We start from the raw sequence: 22,061 nt of genomic DNA on the forward strand, positions 1-22,061 counted from the left end.
CGAATCCCGAGAATGTCGGGTCGGTAACTCCACATTCGGATAGGTGCTGTCGGTTGGTTACGCTCCGCTGGTGGATGGCATGGTGCAGGTCGGTGACCGGACGCTTCTGTACGCCGTTTACGGGACGGACAGCGGCGTACCCGTGATGTCGTTCGGGGGTACGCCGAGTACGCGGTGGAAGCGGCCCGAAGTGGTTGCGACGATCGAGGCGTCCGGGGTGTGGATGGTGATGCCCGACCGGCCCGGGTACGGCGGATCGACCCGGCAACCAGGCCGGACTGTGTCATCTGTCGCCGCTGACGCGGTGGCTTTGGCTGATGCGTTGGGCTGGGAACGGTTCGCGGTCACCGGTGGCTCCGGAGGCGGTCCGCACGCGTTGGCCTGCGCCGCACTGCGACCGGATCGGGTGACCCGCTGCGCGGTGACTGGGAGCAACGCCCCGCCGATTGTCGACGGTCCCGAGCCGACCGAGGCGGAGGAACAGGCGGACCCGCGGCGCAACCGCACCTCCTGGCTGGCGGTGCACGGCGACCTGCGACCGGGGCTCGAGGAGACGGCGCGCACGATCATGGCCGCCGTCGAGGAGGGCGGACCGGAGTTCCCACCGGATCCCGGCTCACCGCCAGGACCTCCGGCCCGGGAGGACCCCGAGGCAGTCGCACGTCTGACGGCCACCTTCGTCACCAGCCACGACGGGTGGATCGACGACCATCTAGCGTTCGCTCGGCCCTGGGGTTTCGAACTCGGTGACATCCGGGTGCCGGTCAGTCTCTGGCACGGATCAGGTGACGAGCGTGCCGGCAAGTACGCCGACCACCTGGCAGCCGCGATCCCGCACGCCGAACGCAGGTACTACGTGGGCGGCCACATCCCGCCGGCAAATGCCTACCGCGAACTGCTGCGGTGGCTGACACTGTCCTGATGGATCTAGCGCGACAACTCGTTCTGGAGCTGTATCCGGAGGCCCGGGCCGCTTGGCTCGGCGGGAGCGTGGTGCGCGGTGACGCGAGTTTCACGTCCGACCTGGACATCACAGTGCTGCTGGACGGACCGCCGGCGCCACGGAGGAAGTCGCTGGAGTACGGCGGCTGGCCGGTCGAGCTGTTCGTGCACACCGAGAAGTCACTGCGCTACTTCGCCGACAAGGACCAACTGCGACGCCAGCCGACCATGATGCGGCTCGTCGGCGAATCCGTCGTACTGGTGGACACCGACGGGTCCGGCGCGCAGCTGCAACAGGAGTACCTGGCTGAGGTGGCGGCTGGGCCAAAGCCGCTGTCGACGGACGAACTGGACCTGCTGCGCTACACGATCACCGACCTGCTGGAAGACTTCGCGGCCGCCGAAGATGACGTGCGCCTGGCGATCACCTCCGTGTTGTGGCAGGAGGCGGCTCGGCTGCTGCTCACAGGTGCTGGGCACTGGTCCGGTACCGGCAAGGGCCTGCTGCGCGAGGTCAAGGCGTACGACGTTGCTCACGGCACCGACCACGCTGTGACGTTGCTGGACGGCGTGCGGTTCTCGGACGACCGCTTGGTGGCTGTCGTGGACGACATCCTTGCCGCGTACGGAGGACGGTTGTTCAGCGGCTTCGAACTGGCTGCCGACATCTAGCTAGTCGATCAGCTCCCAGCGGCGCTTCGGGAACATGCGTACGGCGACGACCGCCACCGCTGCGCCCAGGAGTACGCCGGGGATGATCCAGCGCCACCCGGTGAAGACACTGGAGGTCGCGGACACCTGAGCCTGAGCTGGTGGGTCAGGTGTCGCTGCCGGTTCTGGCGTGGACTCTTCGGCCGTGTAGCCGTCGTTGAGGCTGGGGCCGCCGTAGAACTCTCCGCTGAGCAGCTTGAGGTCGTTGAGTAGCTTCAGGAGCTTCACGGGGTCAGTGGCGCGGTGCCACGTGGGCCTCGCGGGTCTGGTCCCGGACATCAGGTCCTCGGTAGCGATCCACGGTCCGCCCGGTGCGTCGGGGTAGATGACGTCGATGCGCCAGACGGACATGTCGTGGATCAGCCAGGTGGCGCGGACGAACCGGCCGGACAGGTGCTCGCCACTCGGCTTGCCTGGCGTCAGCTCGGTGAGCTTGACCAGTTCGTCGTACCGCGGGTCGTTGTAGCCGAAAGCGACGACCGACGGGGGTGCGCTGAGCAGAACGCTGGTCGGGCCACCTGCGTGTGCGGGGGTGACACCGAGCGCGAAGAGCACGACAACGAGCATGACAATGCGGCGGACCATGGCAGCTCTCCCTTTCGGTTCCTTTGCTGCTGGTACACCGCTCGCGGTCAGGAGGTTCCGGTCGCCAGCTCCACGGCGTGGGCCTTGTCGACTCCTTCGAGACGGAACGTGACACCGTCGCGCTCCCAGACAAGTGTCGGGCCGGCGATCCGTACGACGCGTTCGTCGACCAGGATCAGCTGGTGCGGCGTACTGAACCAGAAGCCGGGGACCTCGGGGACGTAGCCGAGCCCGCTGTAGTACTGCTTGATGTACCTCGGCTCGATCCCGGACTGGAACTGCTCCAGCCGTACGCCGTCCCAGCTGGTCGCTAGGAAGCCTTTTGACGCCTCTACACCCGTCGGTGTACCCAGTGCCCTGGGGAGCCGCGGCGTGAAGCCAGCGACGCGTGCAGCGGCCTCCAGGGACATGTGACCGGCCACTGTCGGAACTGCCGGCGCACTCCGAGGCCCAGTGCCTACCGGATCCGCCTGGACTCCCCCGATGTGCAGCCACTCCGCAACCGTCGCGCGTACCGGAGGAGTGAGTGCAGCGCCCGCAATCAGGACGAGGAAGCCGGCCAGGAACGCCCGCCACCTGTCCCGTAGCCGCTTCCGCACCGGAACGCCGGCGACCCGTGACAGCACTGCCGCGGTCAGGCCGTCGTCCACCGGAGGTACGACGGCTGAGCGTCCGACGGACCGCAGTTCGTCTTCGAGGCTCATCGCTGCACCTCCTTGTCGGGTAGAGCGTCACGCAACCGGCCCAGTGCGCGGTGCAGCCGTGACTTGACGGTTCCTCGAGGCCAGCCGAGCACTACCGCGGTCTCCTGCTCGTCCAGGTCCAACAGGTACCTGCAGGTCACCACCAACCGCATCTGCTCGGGCAGCGTGCGTACGGCGGCCAGCAACTCGGTACGCCGCTCCAACGTCACAGCCGCGTCGGCAGGATCCAGTACGACGTCCAGCGGAGCTGCCAGCTCCTCCCGCCGTGCCCGGCGTCCACGAGCACGCACAGCGTTCCGGGTCTCGTTGGCCACGATCCGCAACAACCAGGGCCGGAACGCCGCGCCCTCCCGGAACCCACCGAGCGCTCTGAACGCCTTGACGAACGCCTCCTGCACCACGTCGTCCGCATCCGCTCCGGCGCCCAGAAAGACCGCGGTCCGCTTCGCCACGGAGGCATGCCGATCCACCAGCTCGCCGTACGCGGCCGACTCCCCGCCGCGCACCCGAGCCACGATCTCGGCTTCGTCACCGGAGCTGGTCAAAGGCCTCCTGTCTACTTCCGGACACTGGCACTACACCGCCGATCATCTCCAGGTTCCCGTGTATAAGGTCGGGGTCGTGCCTGATATCGACGCAAGCTTTCTCGCTCTCCCCCGGCAGGAGTTGGCGGCGGCCGCCCTGCAGCGCGCCCGTGACCTCGGGGCCACGTTCGCCGAGTTCCGGCTGGAGCGGATCCGGTCCGAGTCCATCTCCCTGCGCGACAGTGTGCTGGAGAGCGCGAAGGACGACGAGGACCTCGGTCTCGCCGTACGCGTGATCCACGACGGCACCTGGGGGTTCGCCGCCGGTGTCGCGCTGACCACCGACGAAGCGGTGAGTCTGGCCGAGCAGGCCGTGAACATGGCCCAGGTGTCCCGGCCGATCAACGCGGAGACGATCGAGCTCGCCGACGAGCCGACGTACGACGACGTCACCTGGATCTCGTCGTACGAGATCGACCCGTTCAGCGTTCCGCGGGCCGAGAAGGTCGCGCTGCTCACCGACTACAGCGACCGCCTCCTCAAGGCCGACGGCGTCGCCCACGTGAGCGTCCACGTCGCCACGATCCACGAGTGCAAGTACTACGCGAACACCGCCGGTACGTCGTACACGCAGCAACGCGTCCGCATCGGCCCTGACATCACCGCGCACGCCGTCGCGGAGGACCGCTTCGACTCGATGTCGTCCACCGCCCCGCCGGCCGGCCGCGGCTGGGAGTACATGACCGGCACCGGCTGGAACTGGGACGAGGAGCTCGCCCAGATCCCCGCCTGGCTGGCCGAGAAGATGGCCGCGCCGACCGTCGAGGCCGGCACGTACGACGTCGTCGTCGACCCGTCCAACCTCTGGCTCACGATCCACGAGTCCATCGGCCATGCCACCGAGCTCGACCGGGCCCTCGGCTACGAGGCGAACTACGCGGGCACCAGCTTCGCCACGCTCGACCAGCTCGGCACGCTCAAGTACGGCTCGCCCGTCATGCAGGTCACCGGCGACCGCACCGCGGAGAACGGCCTGTCCACCGTCGGGTACGACGACGAGGGCGTCGCCGGCCAGCAGTGGGACCTGGTCAAGGACGGCATCCTGGCCGGCTACCAGGTCGACCGCCGGATGGCGAAGAAGAACGAGGACGTGCTAGGCACGCCCCGCTCCAACGGGTGCGCGTACGCCGACTCGTCCGGCCACATCCCGATCCAGCGGATGGCCAACGTCTCGCTGCAGCCCGCCGTGGACGGCCCGTCCACCGAGGAGCTGATCAGCCGGGTCGAGAACGGGATCTACATCGTCGGCGACAAGTCCTGGTCGATCGACATGCAGCGGTACAACTTCCAGTTCACCGGCCAGCGGTTCTACAAGATCACCGACGGCAAGCTCGAGGGTCAGCTCCGCGACGTCGCGTACCAGGCCACGACCACCGACTTCTGGGGGTCGATGGAGGCCGTCGGCGGACCGCAGACCTACGTCCTCGGCGGCGCGCTGAACTGCGGCAAGGCCGAGCCTGGACAGTCCGGCGCCGTCAGCCACGGTTGCCCGTCCGCGCTGTTCCGCGGCGTCCGCATTCTCAACACCACTCAGGAGGCCGGACGGTGACGGGCATTCAACTCACCCCGCAGGACACGATCGAGCGCGGTCTCGCGCTGGCCGCGGCCGAGGGCGCCGACGGGTGCGTCGTACTCGTCGCCGAGACCTCCAGCACCAACCTGCGCTGGGCGAACAACACCCTCACCACGAACGGCGCGATGCGCGGCTCGAGCGTGACCGTGATCGCCACGGTCGGCGCCGGTGAGGGTACGGCGGCCGGCATCATCGGCCGCTCGTCGGTCACCGACGACTCGTTGCGCGAGATCGTGTCCGCCGCGATCGCGACCGCCCGCGCCGCGGGCCCGGCCGAGGACGCCCGCCCGCTCGTCGACGGTACGACGGGAGCGGACTGGGATCTCGAGCCGGAGGAGACGTCCGTCGGCGTGTACGAGAAGTTCGCGCCGTCGCTGGGCGAATCGCTCAAGCGCGCCGGGCTCGAGCGGCGCAGGCTCTACGGCTTCGCGAACCACGAGGTCGTGACGCTGTACGTCGGTTCCTCGACGGGACTGCGGCTGCGCCAGGCGCTCCCCCGCGGGTACGTGTCGTCGACCGGCAAGAACGCCGACCTGAGCCACTCCGCCTGGGTCGGCACCGCCACCCGCGACTTCACCGACGTCGACGCGCTCGCGCTCGACGCCGAACTCACCCGCCGCCTCGGCTGGGCGAACAGGACGGTGTCCGTCGACGCCGGCCGGCACCCGACGATCCTGCCGCCGGCCGCGGTCGCGGACCTGATGACGTACCTGTTCTGGCAGCTCGACGGCCGGGACGCGTTCGAGGGCCGGACCGTGTTCTCCAAGGCCGGTGGCGGCACCCGGCTCGGTGACACGCTGTCGTCACAGCCGGTGAACCTGCACTCCGACCCGGCTCTCGCCGGGCTCGAGGCGTTCGCGTTCGCGGTGGCCCGTTCGTCCGGCGGCTCGTCGAGCGTCTTCGACAACGGACTCACGCTCGCGGCCACGGACTGGATCCGCGGCGGCAAACTCGAGCACCTGATGACGAGCCGGTACACCGCCGGTCTGATCGGCGCGCCGACGGCCACCCCGGACATCGAGAACTACGTGGTCTCGGTCGACGGCGCGACCGGGTCGACCGACGACCTGGTCGCCGGGCTCGACAACGGGCTGCTGCTGACCTGCCTGTGGTACATCCGGATGGTCGACCCGCAGACGCTGCTGCTCACCGGCCTCACCCGCGACGGCGTCTACCTGGTCGAGAACGGCGAGGTTACCGGGGCGGTCAACAACTTCCGCTTCAACGAAAGCCCGGTCGACCTGCTGTCCCGGTTCACCACGGCCGGCGCGACCGTTCCGTCGTACTCGCGGGAATGGGGCGACTACTTCTCCCGGACCGCGACCCCGCCGCTGCTGGTCCCCGACTTCAACATGTCGAGCGTCAGCCAGGCGAACTGATCACTTTTTGGTGAGGGCCACACGCCACATCTGGCGTTGGCCTTCGTGGTACGGCGTGAGCTCGTCGAGCTGCCAGTGCTCGGCGAGCTCACGCACCAGGTCCTCGTCGAAGAAGCGGCCGACGAAGCCGTCGTGCACGGACAGCCCGTCGTCGAGCCGCTGCCAGTACTGCGAGCACGGGTCGCCGGTCGACCACACGGCGTACACGAAAACCCCGCCGGGGCTGAGCACCCGGTGGATCTCGCCGACGAGTGATCGCAGCTCGGACGGCGAGAACGCCATGTTCAGCAGGAGATTCGCGAACACCGCGTTCACCCCGCCGTCGGCGGGCGGCAGCGGGTCGCGGACGTCGTGCAACGCGGCAGTGACCCGGTCGTCGAGCCCTTCGCGCTGCGCCTCGTGCCGCAACTGGTCGAGCGCCGTCTCGCTGAAGTCGGTGGCGTGCACACTGAATCCCTGTCTGGCCAGGAAAAGCGCGTCCCTGCCGTGGCCGGCGCCGAGCTCCAGCACGTCATCGATGCCCGCGGCACCGAACCTTTCAACGGCCTGCTGCGCCGCGGCCGATGGCTCGAGTCCGTGCAATTGCGGACGTCTCGCGTACGCCGAGTCCCAACGTTCCTGCTGAGCTCTTGCGAGCTCGACATGCCCAGTGTTCATCGTGCTCCCCGTGTTCGTCACGCCGGTCTGGACGATCGGCAGACCGCGCCAGCCTACGTCAGAACTTTGAGTAGACGTACTCAAGCGGCGGACCGTTCCCTCTCGGGACAGTGGTAGGGACCCGAGGAGGACTCGATGCCGACCGCCGCCATCACCTGCCCCACCTGCCGCTCCCAGCTGCACCTGACGATCGCGCCGGCCCCTTATCCACAGCCTTACCCACAACCCGAACTGCGCCTCCCCACCGCCCCACCCCACCTCGGCATCCATCCTCCGCCCCCTCCCCCCGCACCCCCTGTCGCACCTCCTGTCGCGCCCATCGCACCGCCTGCCGCGGCTCGTTCTACGCGGCCGGTGTCCGGGTCCCGCCCGCCGTACCCGACGACCTTCGGCGACCCCCGCCCACTCCTCCAACCACCGACCAACGAGCCGCCGAAACCTTCCAGGATCCACCGCCTGAGCCCCCAGGCCACCCTCCTCACCCTCGGCGTACTCCTCCTCCTGGCAGCAGGCGTCACCTTCCTCGCCGTCAACTGGGACAGCCTCCCGGTCGCCGCCCAGGCCGCCATCATCGGCACCCTCGCCGCCCTCTCCTTCGCCGGCTCGATCCCCGCCAGCCGCCGGGCCCTGGCCGGCACCGCCGAAGCCCTCGCCATCCTCGGCACCGGCCTGCTCACCGTCGACCTGTACGGCGCCCGCGCCCTCGGCCTGATCTCACCGACCGCCGTCGACGGCCTCACCTACAGCGCGATCGTCTTCGCGACCATCGCCGTACTCGCCCTCCTGATGACCCGTCTCGCCCCCAAGGTCGTCACGTACGGCGTCACCACCGTCATCGCCGCCCAACTCCCGGTCCCCCTCGTCCTGATCGACCGGGCGAGCCTCCCGGTCCTCCTCGGCGCGCTCCTCGCCCAGGTCGTCAGCACGCTGTTCCTGTCCGCGAAGGGCACCGCGATCGTCCGCCGTACCGGATCCGTCACCGCAGCCATCGTCTTCTCCGGCATCCTCGTAGCCGGCATGACCCGCACCCTCCTGGGCCTCCTGAGCACCGCCACCCTGTCCATCACGGTCGCGACCGCCGCGATCGTCTGCCTCGCCGCGGCGACCGGCATCGCGATCCTCCACAAGCGTCCACTCCCTGCGACGATCCCGGCCGGGTTCGGTGAATGCGTCTGCGCCGCAGCCGCGGCGTTCGCGGTCGCCACCACGCTCCCGCAGCTCCCCGGCCCGAGCCGCTGGTTCACCACAGCACTCGCCACCGCCCTCGCCGTCATCGAGCCCGTCGCTGCCCGCCGTACCGGCAGGGTCGCCGTCGTCCTGCACGCGGCAACCATCACCGTCGCCGCCGTCGACCTCGTGTACTGCGTGGCGGCCGACGACATCCGCCAACTCGGCTACCTCGCCGCGATCCTCGCCGTACTGGCCGTCCTCGCCGCCGTCCGCAAGCTCACCGACCCCGTCCCTACCGCCGCCGTCGCCAGCCTGAGCGCCCAGTTCGCGATCGTCCTGTTCGCCATCGACGGGTACGTCGGCACGTGGCCGGCCGCCGTCGCGCTCGCCGCCGTCGCCGCGATCGGCATCGCCGTCACCTGCGGGTACGTCGGCAAACCGCTCGAACCAGTCCTGCTCACCACCGCCGCCTGCGCCGCCGTACTGGCCGAGATCGCCGCCGTGTCGGTATCCCCGTACACCGCAACCGGTGTGGTCCTGACCATCGTTGCCGCCCCGCTGATTGCCTACGGCATGAACCCGCGCCGCCGCCCCACCCTGCTACAGGCCGCTCTCCTGCTCATCATCGCCAACACCGCCTTCATGCTCGGCGCCGACGCCCACAGTCTGGAGTGGTACACCGTCCCGCCCGCAGTGATCCTGCTCGCCGTCGGCATCGTTGCCTGGCGCAATCAACCCAGCTGGGTCTTCCTCGGCCCCGGCCTGATGCTCGGCCTCGCCCCCTCCGCCCTGGTCGCCGACACCACCGACAACTGGCTCCGGGCAACCCTCGTAGTAGCCGCCGCCGTCCTCCTAATCCTCATCGCCGTCCGCTACTGCCTCCAGTCCCCCTTCATCATCGGCTCCGCCGCGGTAGCCAAAATCGCCATAGCCCAGTTCCTGGAAGTAGCCCCCCTGATCCCCCGCTGGATAACCCTCGCCACCGCCGGCCTAATCCTCCTAACCACCGGAGCCACCTACGAACGCCGCCTAACCCAAGCCAAACAAGCCACCCGCTGGGTATCAAACCTCCGCTAACTCAAGCGCTTGGCACGACGCGCGGCTGACCGGTCGCCATCCTGCCAATTGGCGGATACTGAAATTTCTGGCGATTGTTTCACCGGGGGCACCATGTCTGGCGACCACTTCTTGCCATCAGAGGCCAAGGCGCTCGTCTACGACTTCACGGTGCTCCGGAAGAACCAAGGTCTCAAGCAATCCCGGCTGACCGAGGACCGCGCCGGCAACTTGCTCGGATCTCGTGCGGTAAGCGACTACATGGCGAAGCACGGCGTCGGTGATCCTGCAGCCGCCGCGATCCAGGTCGTCATCGAGTCCGTTCGCCAACTCTCGGTCCTCTCCGACCAGATCGTCGCCGATGCCGTCCTCGGCTTGGGACTCTTCCTCACCGAATACACCGACCAACACGTACAGCCGCCAGTCATCCGGACCCTCGAGACCGCCGACCTGGGCGACCGGCGGGACTCGCTGCGCAACCATTGGCACCACCTGCACCAGGCCGTCGGCGCCAGTGCCCCCGAAACACCCGGCGACCGCTACCTCCGCGACACCATCGAGCCACGGATCTTCCGCGACCTGGCCATGTTGATCACCGGCTCCGCTGACGACCATGCGATGACCGGCCCGATCACCACGGCCCCAAGGACGCTGCCGGAGGGCGCCCGTACGTCGTCACCAGGCAAGGTCGTGGTCGTCGGCGGGGTCGCCATGGATCACGTCTTCCACAGCGAAGCCGTACCGCTGCCCGAGACGTCCGTCCGAGCCACCGACCATGCCCGGTCACCTGGCGGCAAAGGTCTGAGTCAGGCGGTCGCGGCCGCTCGTCTCGGCCTTGAAGTCGTGCTGATCGCCGCCTGCGGCGACGACGAGGACGGTACGACGATCAAGCAGTATCTGGAAGACGAACGCGTCGACACCTCCATGATGAAGATCGTCCGAAACGAGACAACGCCTCAGACCGCAGTGATTGAGTTCCCCGATGCCGAGAGCGCCGCAGTCGTCTGGCACAACGAGAACGCGGTCAGCCTGAACACGCAAGACGTGCACCGATATCGCGCCGTACTCGCAGCCTCCGACGCCGTACTGCTGACGTTCGAGATCCCGCAGGATGTGCTCTCCAGCACGCTGAACCTCGTGACCGGGATGGGTCCGGAGCGACCCGTCACTGTCGTCACGCCCGGGCAGCCATACGACACAGGCCCGCCGTCCGGTCAGGCATTCGCTCAGATCGACTACTTGGTCGCCCACAGCTGGGAGCTTCGGCGGCTGAGCTATTACACCCCTGGCAGACAAGCCTCGAACCACCTCGGTGAGAACTTCCTCCGCCTAGGCGTGAAGTCGGTCTGCGTCCTTGGCAACCGAGGCGGAACCATCTACTCCCACAACGCCCCCCAAAGGTCGATCACTCCCCCGCCGTCGATGCTGAAGGAATCCTCCATCACGAGAGATCTCTTCTGCGCGGCGCTGGTCGCCCGACTCGTCGAGGACCGGTCCCTCACCGACGACGCCGTCCGCTGGGCAACGGCCGCAATGGCCAGTTTCACGGAGGACTACGCCAACGCCCGCACCTTCCCCGACCGCAACCGCATAGAACAGATGCTCCGCGTCTTCCCCGGCGAAACCTGGCGATGACTCCAACTCTCCCTTGGCGGGTCAGATGTCCGATCACTTCACCTCGCGATCACCCGAGGTAGCCCCACTCGTCTCGGTGTTCATCGCCCTGAGGAAGAACGAGGGTTTGACCGCGCAGCGCCTTGCAATCAGCCGGGCGCAGCCGCTTCTCCACCTGCCGATGGTTCGCGATCGAGCCGAACGGACCGGGGAAGACTCGGCAGTGGCAGCCGTCGATCTGGTCCGTGACCATGTGCGCGGCTTGGACAATCTGACCGACAGGATCATTGCCGACGCGGCACTTGGATTGGGCAGCTTTGCTGACGTGTACCGGTCAGGCGGGCTCCCGGCCAACATCCTCCACAAGCTCGAATCCGGGGACCTCGGAGTCAGACGCGCAGTAGTGCTGTCGTACTGGGTGGATCTTCATCAGGCATTGGCGGGGTCCGACTTCGCCGGCGCACCGGAAGCGCCAAGCGATCGCAGTCTCCGCGGGCGAGCCGAAGACGAGGTGTTCGAGCGGCTCGCCGTCCAACTACTCACTGCATCGCACTTGCACATCTCTCAGCGGACATCTGATCTCACGGCGACCGCGGCAGTCGTGTCCGAAGCCTGGCCGAAGCCGATCGGTCGTGTGATTGTCGTCGGCGGCGTGACGATCGATCATGTCTGGCGAGTCGACCGTCCACCCGATCTCGAGACCTCGCGGATCGCCACTGGCTACAGTCGAGCTCCGGGCGGCAAAGGCCTCAGCCAGGCAGTGGCAGTTGCTCGTCTCGGCTTCGACATTGCCCTGCTCGCCGCAGTCGGAAAGGACCAGGAGGGCCAGGAGATCCTCGACCACCTGGAGCTCGAGGGCATCGATCGATCCTTGATCAGGGCTGTGCCCAACGCGACGACACCAGCCACGGGCATCTTCGAGCGACCGCTCGGTGAGAGCGCCGCAGCCGTGTGGCGCGGTCCTTTGGGGCTGGACAGCCGCCACCTCGATCGGCACGCCAAAGCTCTGTCAAGCTGTGCAGCTCTCCTGCTGACCTTTGAGGTTCCGCTGCCCATTCTTCATCGGACGCTGGACCTGGCTGCGGGTCGGCCCGACGAACGTCCCGTCATCATCGTCACACCAGGTCAGCCCTACCCTGACGCCGAGCTGCCACGGGACACCTTGCGCCAGATCGACTACTTGGTGGCGCGCCCTTGGGAGCTGGAACGTTACGCTCGATCGGCGGATGCACGGTACGACCCACAGTTGATCAGCAACGAACTCCTGAAGCAGGGTCTGAAGGCACTCTGCGTACTCGGCACGCGAGGCGGCACCGTCTACCTGTCCGCCGGCGACTCGATCGACATCCCGTCTACGTCATCGGTCATCAAAGAGTCGTCGATCACGCGTGACGCGTTCTGCGCCGCCCTCGCGACAGGCCTACTTGAACGACGTCCCCTCGCCGACGCCGTTCGCTGGGCAGCAGCCGCAATGGCCGCGGTATCCGCGGACTACTTGAAATCGCCTTCACCACCGTTGCGAGCCCGTGTCGACGCGATGTACCAGAAATACTTCGCCTGAGCCTGTTGCCGATCGGCATGATTCGGACCGCGAGGACAGCAGATACTCCGCCGGCAGGTGCCAATATGCTTTCCGGATTCCGCTCGCCGGAGTAGAAGGCCGCTCGGTGATTGCCAATGTTCGGGCTATCGCAGCCAAAAGGCCCGGGTTGCACTGGTGATGGGAGGAACCTCCCGGAGCGCTGCGCAGGGCAGGTACGCTCGAGTTCAGAATCGAGGCTCACCATGGCCGGAAGTCAAGCAGTCGCACTGATGTTCATCATCGTCATCGCGTACTACCTGGCCAGCTGCTGGAGGCAGTTGGTCTTCCTCTTGGCCGTCGTAGTGATCTCCATCTTCGGATTCGGGATCTTCATGCTGGATCAGCTGTTGAACGGCGAGCCGCCCACTCAGGGTGACCAGTTCGTGAAGACCGAGACCAACTCCCACCAACGCTGACGGTTGGCCGCGGTTCGCCGCGGCCAACCACCGACGGGGGTAGCAACGTGAACGAAGTGAATTCGTCCAACCAACTCCAGGCGCTTTTCTGAACATTCTGATGAAATTGCGGTCGACGGCAGCGGAGTCCAGTGCCCTGGCAGTAATCGTGCAACGCGTCCACGAACTGCACACGACAGACCGAGTCGTTATCGACGCGGCACTGGGCTTGGGATTGTTTGCCGAGCGGTACGCACAGTCCGGGGATCAGCGAGCAGACCATACAGCGGCTCTCGGACAAGGAGCTCGGCCGGCGGCACCCGCTTCTGGAGAACTGGCACACCCTTCACGGGGCGCTCGCCGACATTGCAGGAGCGCCGCCAGTAGGCAGAGTTCCAAGCGAGAGTGATCTCGCCGACACAATCGAGCTGGCTGCACTTCGGGATCTGGCTTGGCAGTTCTCCCGGCGCGATCATGCGATGTCGTGTGCGATCGCCGAACTATCAGCTCAACGTCTCCCTGCCGTCAACGGACCGGATCGAGGCGATGCTCGCGGCGGCTTCCGTCAGGGATTAGTTCAGTGATCACCGGCGCAGGCGCGGTAGCTGGTCGAGCGGAACAGGGTCGGTCGAACCTCGGAGACGGCAGCAGTAGATCGACGAGTCGAGCAGCGCTGCCTTACTGACCTCGAGCCGCACCCCGAGTCGCTCATGCAGGTCATGTCGGCTCGCGGAGCCGAACTCCAGGCGTAGTTGCCGAGGGCTTACATACTGCCGATACAGGTAGAGGTAGGGCCGCGGCCTGACGCGCAACCATTCCTGCCAATTGGCAGCCCGATAACTCGTACCGGTGAACCCCAAGTTGGGATCCACCGTAGTGACCAGAAGACTCGCGTCGCGCCGTTCACGTCGGAACCAGCGCCGTACCTCAGCCAACAGCCTCGAGATCGCGTTGTGCGGCGCCACCTGGAACGAGTAGACCCGCGAGATGTCCCACACCTCCTCCAGCAGAACGCCGTACCGCTGCTCGAGCGCGCCGCCCAAACGCTGCCAGTCCAACGGCGTTGCGCTGCACAGTGCAACAGGCAACCCGCTTGATCGATCCACCAATGCGAAGTTCACCGAACCCGGTCGTGCGCTCCTGAGGTAGTGCATGTGGGTGAAGACAGCGAACGCCTTGTCATCGTCATACACGACGAACCTGAGGTCATCGAGCCTGCGGATTCCGCCGCTCGGCACGAGTCCACGAATCGCGGCGATATCGGCCGACAAGTGTCGGGCACTCCGGATTGCCTCTGCCAGCGCCAAGCGCCGCCCTACGGTCCCATCCGGTCGAGCGACGCGAGGGAGATGCAATCTGGTCCGTACCGCGAGCCCTCGCGGCTCGACGTCACGACGCCCCGCGACCTTCGACACCACATCCAGAAACCCGGATATCGGCTGCCGGCATTCGGCCAAGGTCAGCCCCACAGGCAACAGCGCAAGCAAGTCGCCGGCAACGTCCCGCCTGACATCTGACAAACGCGCTTCCATCCCTACCTGGAGCCACCAACCCAAGGACATGGTACTCGGGATCAGACTTCACCGCCGCGTGAGCACTGCGGTCCAATCTCTGCGGACGGCCGTGGCATCAACAAGGATCTTGTAACGCTGCCAGACGTCGTCGGCACGTAGATGACGGAAGCGCATTCGGCCCTCACTTTGGTAGTCGATCGACTCATCCAGAAGTCTCTGGTGCGGTGCGCAGAGAACCTGCCTTGGGTCTGGATGCCCGAGCTGATCGAAGGTCAGATCGATCACCAATCTCCTTGTTGAACTGCCGATCTCGACCCAGCAGTGGGCCGCTGATGTCCCACGACGGCCATCGTCGAAGATGACGTGTCCAACGCAATATGTGGCACGCAATCGTTGGTGCCAACTCAACCTCGGGATGAGCCAGGCGGAACTGACGCCGCATTGCCCGAAAGAAGGCGAGGTGCTGCTCTGCAGGCTCTGCAGAGACGGTTGGTAACAGGTCACCTCTGACCATGTCTTGGCCAAAACGTCGCGGTATCCCCGCAGCCGCTTACTCAATTTCCAGGCACGCAGAAAGACGGCCGTTTGCTGCGCGCCTTCTTGTTCGAGGAGGGCGCGGAGCACGCGGACTCGATGTGTCGTAGTGGCCAGCAGGTCGCGATCGGCGAGCAGTCGGGTCAGGCCGGATGACCGCTGGGCGGCAGCACTCTTTACCCGTGCACGATCGATGAGTCTCATTCCGCCGACTCCGTCCGTCCGATCAAGCGACCGGTCACTCGGGAGCGTAAGCCAACGTAACCTAGCGTGTAAAAGTCGACACTCTCAGTAATGAACAGTTAAACTCAGTAGAGCAGGCTGACGCGACATAGGCGTCAATACTGCCTGACGAGCGTTCCGGTGTACGCACGAGTATCCTCAGCCGGCGGTTGCACGAGGCAAATGCATGAGCCATTTGAGCCGCTGTGGCGAAATCTTGGCAGGTCGTTGGTAGCAAGAGGATCTCTGCTGGATCAGACGCCTCGGTGAGCGGTGTGGAGCGGGTTGGGGATGGTGCCGGTGGTGGGGATGGGTGGGCGGGTGTCTAGGTCGGTGTAGCCGAGGGCTAGGCGGTAGCCGTTGAGGGGGTAGCGGAGGAAGGTTTCGCCGGTTAGGGCAGTGGCCTCCAGGCGGGTGGCGTGTTCGGGGTGGGTTCTGGTGTAGAGGTCTACTTCGGCGCGGGTCAGGGACCAGAAAGCGGATTCGGGGATGAGGGCATGCGCTGCGAGGGGGTTGAGGACGCCTAGGAGGAGGGCGTCTACGACGTACTGGCGGAGGATGGACCAGGGTTTTCTGGGGAGGACTCGGGTGTGGGAGTCGGGTTCGGGGCCGCGGGCAACGATGGGGGCGGTGGAGAGGTTGATGTCGTCGACGAGGTCCTTGATGACGAGGCGGGTGGGGAGGCCGGTGGGTGAGCAGATGACGGCGAGGTTTTCGCCGTGTGGGTTGACCGTGATGCCGTAGTGGTGGAGCAGGTGGAGCAGCGGGCGTAGGAGGGTGGCGAGGAGGTGGCCGAGCCAGGTTTCGGCGTCGGTGCCGGAGCGGGCGATCGCGGCTGATGCGAAGCCGGGATGGAGTACGGCGGCCAGCGGCCACACGGTCTCGCCATTCTGCAGGCGGGGGTCGACGGGGTCGCGCCAGATGCAGCCAAGGGTTTCGGTCCACTGGTACGGGATGCCGGCGTGGGTGGAGAGTTCGGGGTGCGGGACGGTGGCTGAGGCGACCTCGCCCAGGAGTTCAGTGCCTAGGTCGCGGAAGACCTCGTCGCGGGACCAGAGGCCGCGGAGCCATTGGGTGATCATCGGGGCGGCGAGGGTGCAATGCGACGGGATGCCGCGGTAGACCGAGGTGTTCAGGATCTTCAGGGGAAGCTTGACCTGGTAGCGCGAAGGATTCGAGATGTTGACCATCGTGCGGATCGACTGGGTCGGAAGGTACTCGTCGGGGCTCTCCCCCAGCACGACGATCTCCCCGGTGGCCAGTTCGCGGGCCCACTGGGTGCGGACGACGTGGTCCAGTTGCCACGGGTGGCACGGGAGCCAGACGTATGCGTCGGGGTCGTCCAGCCGCGCGCGGAACGCCTCGATGACGGGTGTGTCCAGTTCGCGGGCGATGACGGCGTGCTCGGACAAGTCCGGAGTACCGCGGAATTCGGCCAGACCTCGGCGTACGGCGAGCCAGACCAGGTGCAGCGGAGTACGGGCTTCCGGGGCGTAGCGCTCGCTGTCGGCGGCGGAGAAGCCCAGCCGGCCCTTGTTGGCGACCAGGAGCGGGTGCCCGGTCAGGTGTCCTTCCAGCCGGGTGTGGTGCAGCTCTAGCAACTCAGCAGCGGGCACCGCCGTAGAAGCCATCCGTACGTCGGCAGCGAGCGTGCTCGTCAGCTCGGCGACGTACCCGGCCACGGTGGACCCGTCGACCCCCAGTACGTCGGCAGCGTCGACGAAGAACCGGATCGGGTCGGTGGCGATCTCGCTTTCGTCGTTGCCGAGGATGCCAGCAGTGGTACGTCGGATCGACGCCGGATCGACCCGCCAACTGCCGAAGCCACCGCGCGTCGCGTCGAACACGTAAGACACTGCGCCGAGGTCCAGCCGGTTGTCGACGGGCTCGAGCAACCCCTCTGTGCAGAACTGCGAGATGAGCTTCGCCAGCAGCTCCGACGAACACTGGGTCCAAACACTCATCCCGGGATCGCAAACGTCGTGTACGCCGTGGACTTGGGCAGCCGGAACACCTCTCGGCCCACCACGCTGTTCAGGATGGTCGCGTTGCGGATCGCTCCGATGCCGAGGTCCGGTGCCGCGACGCCGTGGCTGTGCAGGTCGGCGTTCGCGACGAAGATCCGCCCCTCCAAAGCACCCCGCACACTGTGGTCGCGGTTGATGACCCAGCGACCGGCAGCGTCGTGCTCGATCTGCTCCTGCAGCGACTCCAGGAACGGCAGCGGACGGTTCCGGTAGCCGGTGGCCGCGACGACGGCGCCTGTTGTGTGCTGGAACGTCTTCCCGCTGTCCGCGTGCAGCATGGTGAGCTCCAGCCCGTCAGCGCGCGCCACAGCGGAGACGACAGCCACACCACACTGCAGTTCAGCCGGCAGCTCCCTCGAGTACAGGACGTCGTGGATGTCGTCCAGCGTCTCCGACGAGATGCCCTTGTAGTGCCGCCACTGCTCCTTCACCAGCTTGTCGCGTACCGGCTCGTCCAGTCCGTGGAAGTAGTCGACGTACGACGGCGTCGTCATCTCCAGCACCAGCTTGGAGTAGTCCAGCGGAGCGAACGACGGCGTACGCGTCAGCCACCACACAGCGGGGCCGTTAGCTCGCAGCAGGTCCAGAGTGCACTCAGCACCTGACTGCCCCGAGCCAACCACGGTCACGCGACCTGTGCGCAGCAGATCGTCCCTACGGAACAGGTAGTCCGCAGAGTGTGCGAATCGCTCAGCAGGGAGCCCTGCCAGCGCAGCAGGTACGAACGGCTCGGTACCGACGCCGACCACCAGATGCCTTGCCTCGAACTGCTCAACGCTCTCGCCGCGTTCAACAGTCAGCTCGAACGACGAGCCGTTCCAGACGACGTCACGCACGTGGTGGCCGAAGTGCAGTGAGTCCAGCTGCGCAGCACACCACCGCAGGTACGTCTCGTACTCCCGCCGCGTCGGATGGAACTTCTCCCGCACGTAGAACTGATACAGTCGGTCGTTGTCCTTCAAATACGACAGAAACGACAGGTGGTGCGCCGGCTCGACCAACGACACCAGGTCCGCCAGGAACGACACCTGCAGCATTGCGTCGTCGAACATCAACCCGCGATGCCAGGTGAACTCCGGCCGGCTGTCGAGCACAGCCAGCTGTACGTCGTCCACGCCGTCCGCCAGTGCGGCCAGTCCGAGGTTGAACGGCCCACAGCCGATCGCGATCACGTCGTACATGTCATGCCTCCCTACACGGCCCGGGTACGGACCATCAGTAGTGCTGTCTTCTCGGGCAGCTGTAGCTCCCCGTGCTGGACGAATCCGGCCGCGGCGAACGCGCGGACGGAAGGGGTGTTCTCGATGTCTGGTTCGGCGACCACCTGCGAACAGTCCGGCTCTGTGCGCAGCACCTCATCAGCGAGCCAACGCAGTACCTGCCGCCCGAGGCCCTGGCCGACGCGCGCGACGTCACCGATCGCCACGTGCACGCCCCAGTCCTCCTCGCCGTACGCGTAGTACTCCGCAAGCCGGTCGTGCCTGACCCGGTACAACTCGACGTACGCGAACTCCTCCCCGTCCGCCGCGACCACATACGGCGTGGAGTGCTCCCCCGCCGCCTGTTGCTCGATCTCCTGCGCCCAGCGCTCCACGGACCAGCCCTGGTGCCACCAGCGCCGGATGTGCGGCTGCGACATCCACAGTGCGATGCGAGGCGCGTCAGACGGCCCCGCCGGCCGCAGCTCGAACGAGGTCACCGCAGCGGGTTAGGGATGTCGAGGTAGACGGACTGTGCGTCCAGTGGCGCCACTACCTCGTCAATGCCCCGCAGCCGGGTCAGCATGTTCGCCTTGCACGGCAGGGTCTCCGCTTCGAGCCATCGCCGCGCCAGCCGATCACCAGAAGGCCCAGCAGCCTTCAGCAGCGGCAGAGCGAGTGTGAGCCGCTCCCGCACCACACCGAGCAGGTCGCCCTCGTCCGCGACCCCGTCAGCCGCCAGACAGCCCACCACGGCCAGCGCCTGGTTGTGGAGCAGGTAGTAGGTCAACCGGTCATCGACGATTGGGTCGTCCACCACCGCGAGTGTCGAGTCACGCAGCCCTGTGACCGCCAGCAGACCACGCAGGTACGACGACGCGAGGTAGTAGCCCTGGTTGTCGCGATAAGCACCGCCCTTGATCCGCCCTGCCCCGTCCAGCCGCACCAGCGTGTTCTGCTGATGCGCCTCGAGACCGATGCCTGTCTCGGCGTACAGGTGCAGCATCGGGATCAGCACGTTGTCGACGTACGCCGAGACCCACTCGGCCGGGTCGGCCGCCGCGAAGGTACTCAGCCGACTCACACCGCCGGGTCGTGGCGCGACCAGCCCCGCCAAGCAGGCGTAGCTGTTGACGTCTGCCGGCACCTCCCGGACCGCAACGTCAAGGCCGGTCAGCGTCGGTCCACCCTCGTCGAGCGCGACCCAGGCCGGGTCGCGAACGATGGTGAAGCGCGGGTGCGCGGTCGCCGTACCCGCGTTGTACGCCGCGTCGAGCAATCGGTTGATCTCCAGCCCGCGGCGCAGCTCGGTCGGCGTCGACTCCCGCCGCGAGTTCGTGATCCGCAGACCGAGCGACAGCTTCAGCATCACCGGCAGATCCGGGTGGAACACGGTCCGCAGGCTGGACGTCGGGTACCACTGAGCGCCGCCAGGTCCCAGGGCCTTCACCCGACCGGCAGAGATCAGCGAGGCGACCCGCGGACGCTCCGCCACCGCAGCAGCCTGCCACGGATGGGCCGGGATCAGCACCCGGCCCGACGACGGGGTGATACCGGCCAGCGCGCCCATCAACTGCACAGCGTCCAGTCCCTGCAGCGAGGGCGCGCCGGCCACCTGGTCCGACGACACCAGTTCGGCGTCGGCTTCGAACCAGTGCACTGCGAAGCGGCCACCGAGCTCCGGCGAGTACGCCGCCAGCTCGTCACCGCTCAGTCCGTCCCGGCTCTTCGGCGCCGGATGGTTCAGATGCCCGAACAGCAACGCCTGCTCGAGCTCGAGGAAACGCCCCGGCCCCCGCTGACCGTCAGCCTCTGAGACGAAGATCTCGACATTGCGCACCGACTCCGCCGTACGCGCTGCCAGATCGTCGATCTCCGCCGGATCAGCGTCCGCCGACAGCAACCGCACCAAGGCCTCAGGAACAGCTGGTACGCCGTCCACCTGTACGTCGCTGAACTGGTGCAACCCGGTCCGCGACGCATGCTCCACCCGCGCCGACACCGTTGAACCGCCGACATCCAAGGTCAGCGCCCCGACCGCGACCGGCACGGACGACTCCCGGGTGTAGCACCGCAGGATCGCGTTCAGATGCGCATCAGCCGCAATAGTCACGCCGCTCCTTCGCCGGTCCGGACGTCGAGGCCGGTGGCCACGACCTGGTCGAGCAGGTCCTCGATGTCCGTCGCGGTGGCGTTCGGGTTCAGCAGCGTCAGCTTCAACGCGACCGCCGCCGGGCGGCCGCCGCGGGCCGGCAGCTTGGTCCGGCCGATCAGCACCCGCCCAGAGGTCAGCAACCGGCGCCGGACCTCGCCCTGGAGCGCGTCCAGTCCGGACGCGTCCAGTCCCTGCCCGGCGACCCGGAACAGCACCGTGGTCAGGGTCACCGGTGCCAGCAACTCGAGGTTGCTGTCGGCAACGACCCGGGCCGCGGCGGCGTGCGCGAGCTCGTGGCAGGTGTCGACCATCGTTCCCAGTCCGGCCCGTCCGTATGCCGTCAGTGTGGTGGCAACCTTGACCGCGTCCGGCCGGCGGGTGGTCTGCAGGCTGCGGCCGAGCAGCCCGTCCAGCCCGGAGTCGATGTCGTCTGCCGGGTTCAGGTAGTCCACCGAGCGGTCGAACGCCGCGAACCGGCTCCGGTCCGCCACCAGCAGCACGCTGGTCGCGGCCGGCTGCCAGCCGATCTTGTGCAGGTCCAGGGTCACCGAGTCCGCCAGCGGTACGTCGGCGAGCAGCGGCGCCAGCCGGTCCGAGAACAGTGCCCCGAACCCGTACGCCGCATCGACGTGCAGCCAGGCGCCGTACTGCCGGGCCAGTGCGGCGATCGGCGCGATCGGGTCCACCGATCCGAAGTCCGTCGTACCGGCGGTTGCGATCACTGCCACCGGCGTCCGGCCGGGCTTCGCGAGCTCGTCGGCTAGCAGATCCGTCCGCATCCGGAAGTTCTCGTCGGAGCCGATGGTGATCGCGGCCTGCTCACCGAGCCCGAGGGCGGCGCAGGCGCGCTGAACCGAGAAATGGGCCAGCTCGGAGCAGAACACGACCGGGCGTTCGAAGCCCTGCAGACCGTTCCGCCGGACGTCGACTCCCGCGGCGGCGGCCGTGCTGTCGCGGGCGATCAGGATCGCGAGCAGGTTCGAGATCGACCCACCGGGCGTCAGTACGCCGTCCGCCTGCGGGCCGAACCCGGCCAGCGAGGCCAGCGCCCGCACGACCCACTGCTCGATCGCAAGCGTCGCGGGACCGGAGTCGTAGGTGTCCATCGAGGCGTTCGAAGCCGAGGCCAGCGCGTCCGCGTCGACCGCGACCTGCAGGACCGGCGGCTGCAGGTGCGCCGCGGCGTGCGGGTGGCTCAGGTCGATCCCGTGCTCGTCGAGGAGCCCCGCGATCAGGTCGAGCGCGGCGGACTCCCCCACCCCGGTCGACGGGACCCGCGGCTCACCCAGGACCTCGCCAGCACGCCGCAGTACCGCTCCCGGCGAACCGTGCGGCAACGGTCCGCGCTCACGGTCCGAGACCGTCGAGGCCAGCGGCCAGCGTGCGGCGAACGGATCGCGAACGGGTGCGGGCAGCGCGGTCAGACGCGCAGGCTGCGACATCCAGATCTCCCGGGAA

At 67.2% G+C, this 22,061-nt stretch carries 19 protein-coding genes; 8 read left to right on the forward strand and 11 right to left on the reverse strand.

The annotated features are described in order from the left end of the window. The first annotated feature begins 79 nt into the window (after positions 1–79). Positions 80–922, forward strand: coding sequence for an alpha/beta fold hydrolase (locus E0H45_RS24050; RefSeq protein WP_131343750.1), 843 nt, complete (start codon positions 80–82; stop codon positions 920–922). Beyond that, positions 922–1,614, forward strand: a complete 693-nt coding sequence (locus E0H45_RS24055; protein WP_131341164.1) for a nucleotidyltransferase domain-containing protein — start codon at positions 922–924, stop codon at positions 1,612–1,614. The genes E0H45_RS24050 and E0H45_RS24055 overlap by 1 nt, the downstream gene beginning before the upstream one ends. Here the strand turns inward: E0H45_RS24055 and E0H45_RS24060 are convergent, their stop codons facing one another. From E0H45_RS24060 to E0H45_RS24070, 3 genes are read right to left on the reverse strand one after another with little or no spacing between them, the layout of a single operon-like run. After that, positions 1,615–2,238, reverse strand: coding sequence for a hypothetical protein (locus E0H45_RS24060; RefSeq protein ID WP_131341167.1), 624 nt, complete (start codon positions 2,236–2,238; stop codon positions 1,615–1,617). 47 nt (positions 2,239–2,285) lie between these two features. Then, on the reverse strand, positions 2,286–2,942 hold the full coding sequence (locus tag E0H45_RS24065; protein ID WP_131341170.1) for a hypothetical protein: 657 nt from the start codon (positions 2,940–2,942) through the stop codon (positions 2,286–2,288). Continuing rightward, a complete protein-coding gene (locus E0H45_RS24070) occupies positions 2,939–3,487 on the reverse strand; it encodes an RNA polymerase sigma factor (RefSeq protein ID WP_238155222.1) in 549 nt (182 codons plus the stop codon). Before E0H45_RS24070 ends, E0H45_RS24065 begins: the two co-directional genes overlap by 4 nt. 76 nt (positions 3,488–3,563) lie before the next feature. Between E0H45_RS24070 and E0H45_RS24075 the strand changes: the two genes are divergently transcribed. Beyond that, positions 3,564–5,075 carry a TldD/PmbA family protein gene (locus E0H45_RS24075; protein ID WP_238155223.1) on the forward strand — a complete coding sequence of 504 codons (1,512 nt, stop codon included), beginning with the start codon at positions 3,564–3,566 and terminating at the stop codon, positions 5,073–5,075. After that, positions 5,072–6,478: a metallopeptidase TldD-related protein gene (locus tag E0H45_RS24080; RefSeq protein ID WP_131341175.1), complete on the forward strand. Its 1,407-nt coding sequence runs from the start codon at positions 5,072–5,074 to the stop codon at positions 6,476–6,478. The genes E0H45_RS24075 and E0H45_RS24080 overlap by 4 nt, the downstream gene beginning before the upstream one ends. Here the strand turns inward: E0H45_RS24080 and E0H45_RS24085 are convergent, their stop codons facing one another. Then, a complete protein-coding gene (locus E0H45_RS24085) occupies positions 6,479–7,135 on the reverse strand; it encodes a class I SAM-dependent methyltransferase (protein WP_131341178.1) in 657 nt (218 codons plus the stop codon). A gap of 354 nt (positions 7,136–7,489) precedes the next feature. Here E0H45_RS24085 and E0H45_RS24090 point away from each other — a divergent pair, with 354 nt between their 5' ends. The 4 genes from E0H45_RS24090 to E0H45_RS24105 all read left to right on the forward strand — a co-directional run bounded on the left by E0H45_RS24090 (position 7,490) and on the right by E0H45_RS24105 (position 12,973). Beyond that, complete coding sequence (locus E0H45_RS24090; protein WP_238155224.1) at positions 7,490–9,382, forward strand: SCO7613 C-terminal domain-containing membrane protein; 1,893 nt, start codon at positions 7,490–7,492, stop codon at positions 9,380–9,382. Between the two features lie 93 nt (positions 9,383–9,475). After that, positions 9,476–10,996 (forward strand): PfkB family carbohydrate kinase, encoded by a 1,521-nt coding sequence (locus E0H45_RS24095; RefSeq protein WP_131341181.1) that lies wholly within the window; start codon positions 9,476–9,478, stop codon positions 10,994–10,996. A gap of 25 nt (positions 10,997–11,021) precedes the next feature. Further along, positions 11,022–12,536, forward strand: coding sequence for a PfkB family carbohydrate kinase (locus E0H45_RS24100; protein ID WP_131341184.1), 1,515 nt, complete (start codon positions 11,022–11,024; stop codon positions 12,534–12,536). 251 nt (positions 12,537–12,787) lie between these two features. Continuing rightward, the gene (locus E0H45_RS24105) at positions 12,788–12,973 is read left to right on the forward strand and encodes a hypothetical protein (protein WP_131341186.1); all 186 of its coding nucleotides are present in this window, start codon (positions 12,788–12,790) and stop codon (positions 12,971–12,973) included. Between the two features lie 563 nt (positions 12,974–13,536). Here E0H45_RS24105 and E0H45_RS24110 read toward each other — a convergent pair. The 7 genes from E0H45_RS24110 to E0H45_RS24140 form a co-directional block, all read right to left on the reverse strand. After that, entirely contained in the window at positions 13,537–14,259 is a 723-nt protein-coding gene (locus E0H45_RS24110; RefSeq protein WP_131341189.1) for a Mom family adenine methylcarbamoylation protein, read from the reverse strand. A gap of 273 nt (positions 14,260–14,532) precedes the next feature. Beyond that, positions 14,533–15,204, reverse strand: a complete 672-nt coding sequence (locus E0H45_RS24115) for a hypothetical protein (RefSeq protein WP_131341192.1) — start codon at positions 15,202–15,204, stop codon at positions 14,533–14,535. Positions 15,205–15,476: 272 nt separating this feature from the next. Continuing rightward, the gene (locus E0H45_RS24120; RefSeq protein WP_131341196.1) at positions 15,477–17,186 is read right to left on the reverse strand and encodes an IucA/IucC family protein; all 1,710 of its coding nucleotides are present in this window, start codon (positions 17,184–17,186) and stop codon (positions 15,477–15,479) included. After that, entirely contained in the window at positions 17,183–18,430 is a 1,248-nt protein-coding gene (locus tag E0H45_RS24125) for a lysine N(6)-hydroxylase/L-ornithine N(5)-oxygenase family protein (protein ID WP_131341198.1), read from the reverse strand. The genes E0H45_RS24120 and E0H45_RS24125 overlap by 4 nt, the downstream gene beginning before the upstream one ends. Positions 18,431–18,441: 11 nt before the next feature. Further along, a complete protein-coding gene (locus E0H45_RS24130) occupies positions 18,442–18,948 on the reverse strand; it encodes a GNAT family N-acetyltransferase (protein WP_131341201.1) in 507 nt (168 codons plus the stop codon). Beyond that, positions 18,945–20,561 carry an IucA/IucC family protein gene (locus E0H45_RS24135; protein WP_131341204.1) on the reverse strand — a complete coding sequence of 539 codons (1,617 nt, stop codon included), beginning with the start codon at positions 20,559–20,561 and terminating at the stop codon, positions 18,945–18,947. Before E0H45_RS24135 ends, E0H45_RS24130 begins: the two co-directional genes overlap by 4 nt. Next, positions 20,558–22,045, reverse strand: a complete 1,488-nt coding sequence (locus E0H45_RS24140) for a pyridoxal phosphate-dependent decarboxylase family protein (protein ID WP_131341207.1) — start codon at positions 22,043–22,045, stop codon at positions 20,558–20,560. The genes E0H45_RS24135 and E0H45_RS24140 overlap by 4 nt, the downstream gene beginning before the upstream one ends. Positions 22,046–22,061 lie beyond the last annotated feature (16 nt).

Origin of the sequence: Kribbella soli (genome assembly GCF_004331345.1) — a bacterium.
In the GTDB taxonomy this organism is placed as follows: domain Bacteria; phylum Actinomycetota; class Actinomycetes; order Propionibacteriales; family Kribbellaceae; genus Kribbella; species Kribbella soli.

Excerpts from the sequence above, each read along its gene's own strand:
- E0H45_RS24050 (WP_131343750.1), top strand. The coding sequence starts at position 80 with ATGGTGCAGGTCGGTGACCGGACGCTTCTGTACGCCGTTTACGGGACG.
- E0H45_RS24055 (WP_131341164.1), top strand. The coding sequence starts at position 922 with ATGGATCTAGCGCGACAACTCGTTCTGGAGCTGTATCCGGAGGCCCGG.
- E0H45_RS24060 (WP_131341167.1), bottom strand. The coding sequence starts at position 2,238 with ATGGTCCGCCGCATTGTCATGCTCGTTGTCGTGCTCTTCGCGCTCGGT.
- E0H45_RS24065 (WP_131341170.1), bottom strand. The coding sequence starts at position 2,942 with ATGAGCCTCGAAGACGAACTGCGGTCCGTCGGACGCTCAGCCGTCGTA.
- E0H45_RS24085 (WP_131341178.1), bottom strand. The coding sequence starts at position 7,135 with ATGAACACTGGGCATGTCGAGCTCGCAAGAGCTCAGCAGGAACGTTGG.
- E0H45_RS24095 (WP_131341181.1), top strand. The coding sequence starts at position 9,476 with ATGTCTGGCGACCACTTCTTGCCATCAGAGGCCAAGGCGCTCGTCTAC.
- E0H45_RS24100 (WP_131341184.1), top strand. The coding sequence starts at position 11,022 with ATGTCCGATCACTTCACCTCGCGATCACCCGAGGTAGCCCCACTCGTC.
- E0H45_RS24105 (WP_131341186.1), top strand. The coding sequence starts at position 12,788 with ATGTTCATCATCGTCATCGCGTACTACCTGGCCAGCTGCTGGAGGCAG.
- E0H45_RS24115 (WP_131341192.1), bottom strand. The coding sequence starts at position 15,204 with ATGAGACTCATCGATCGTGCACGGGTAAAGAGTGCTGCCGCCCAGCGG.
- E0H45_RS24120 (WP_131341196.1), bottom strand. The coding sequence starts at position 17,186 with ATGAGTGTTTGGACCCAGTGTTCGTCGGAGCTGCTGGCGAAGCTCATC.
- E0H45_RS24125 (WP_131341198.1), bottom strand. The coding sequence starts at position 18,430 with ATGTACGACGTGATCGCGATCGGCTGTGGGCCGTTCAACCTCGGACTG.
- E0H45_RS24140 (WP_131341207.1), bottom strand. The coding sequence starts at position 22,045 with ATGTCGCAGCCTGCGCGTCTGACCGCGCTGCCCGCACCCGTTCGCGAT.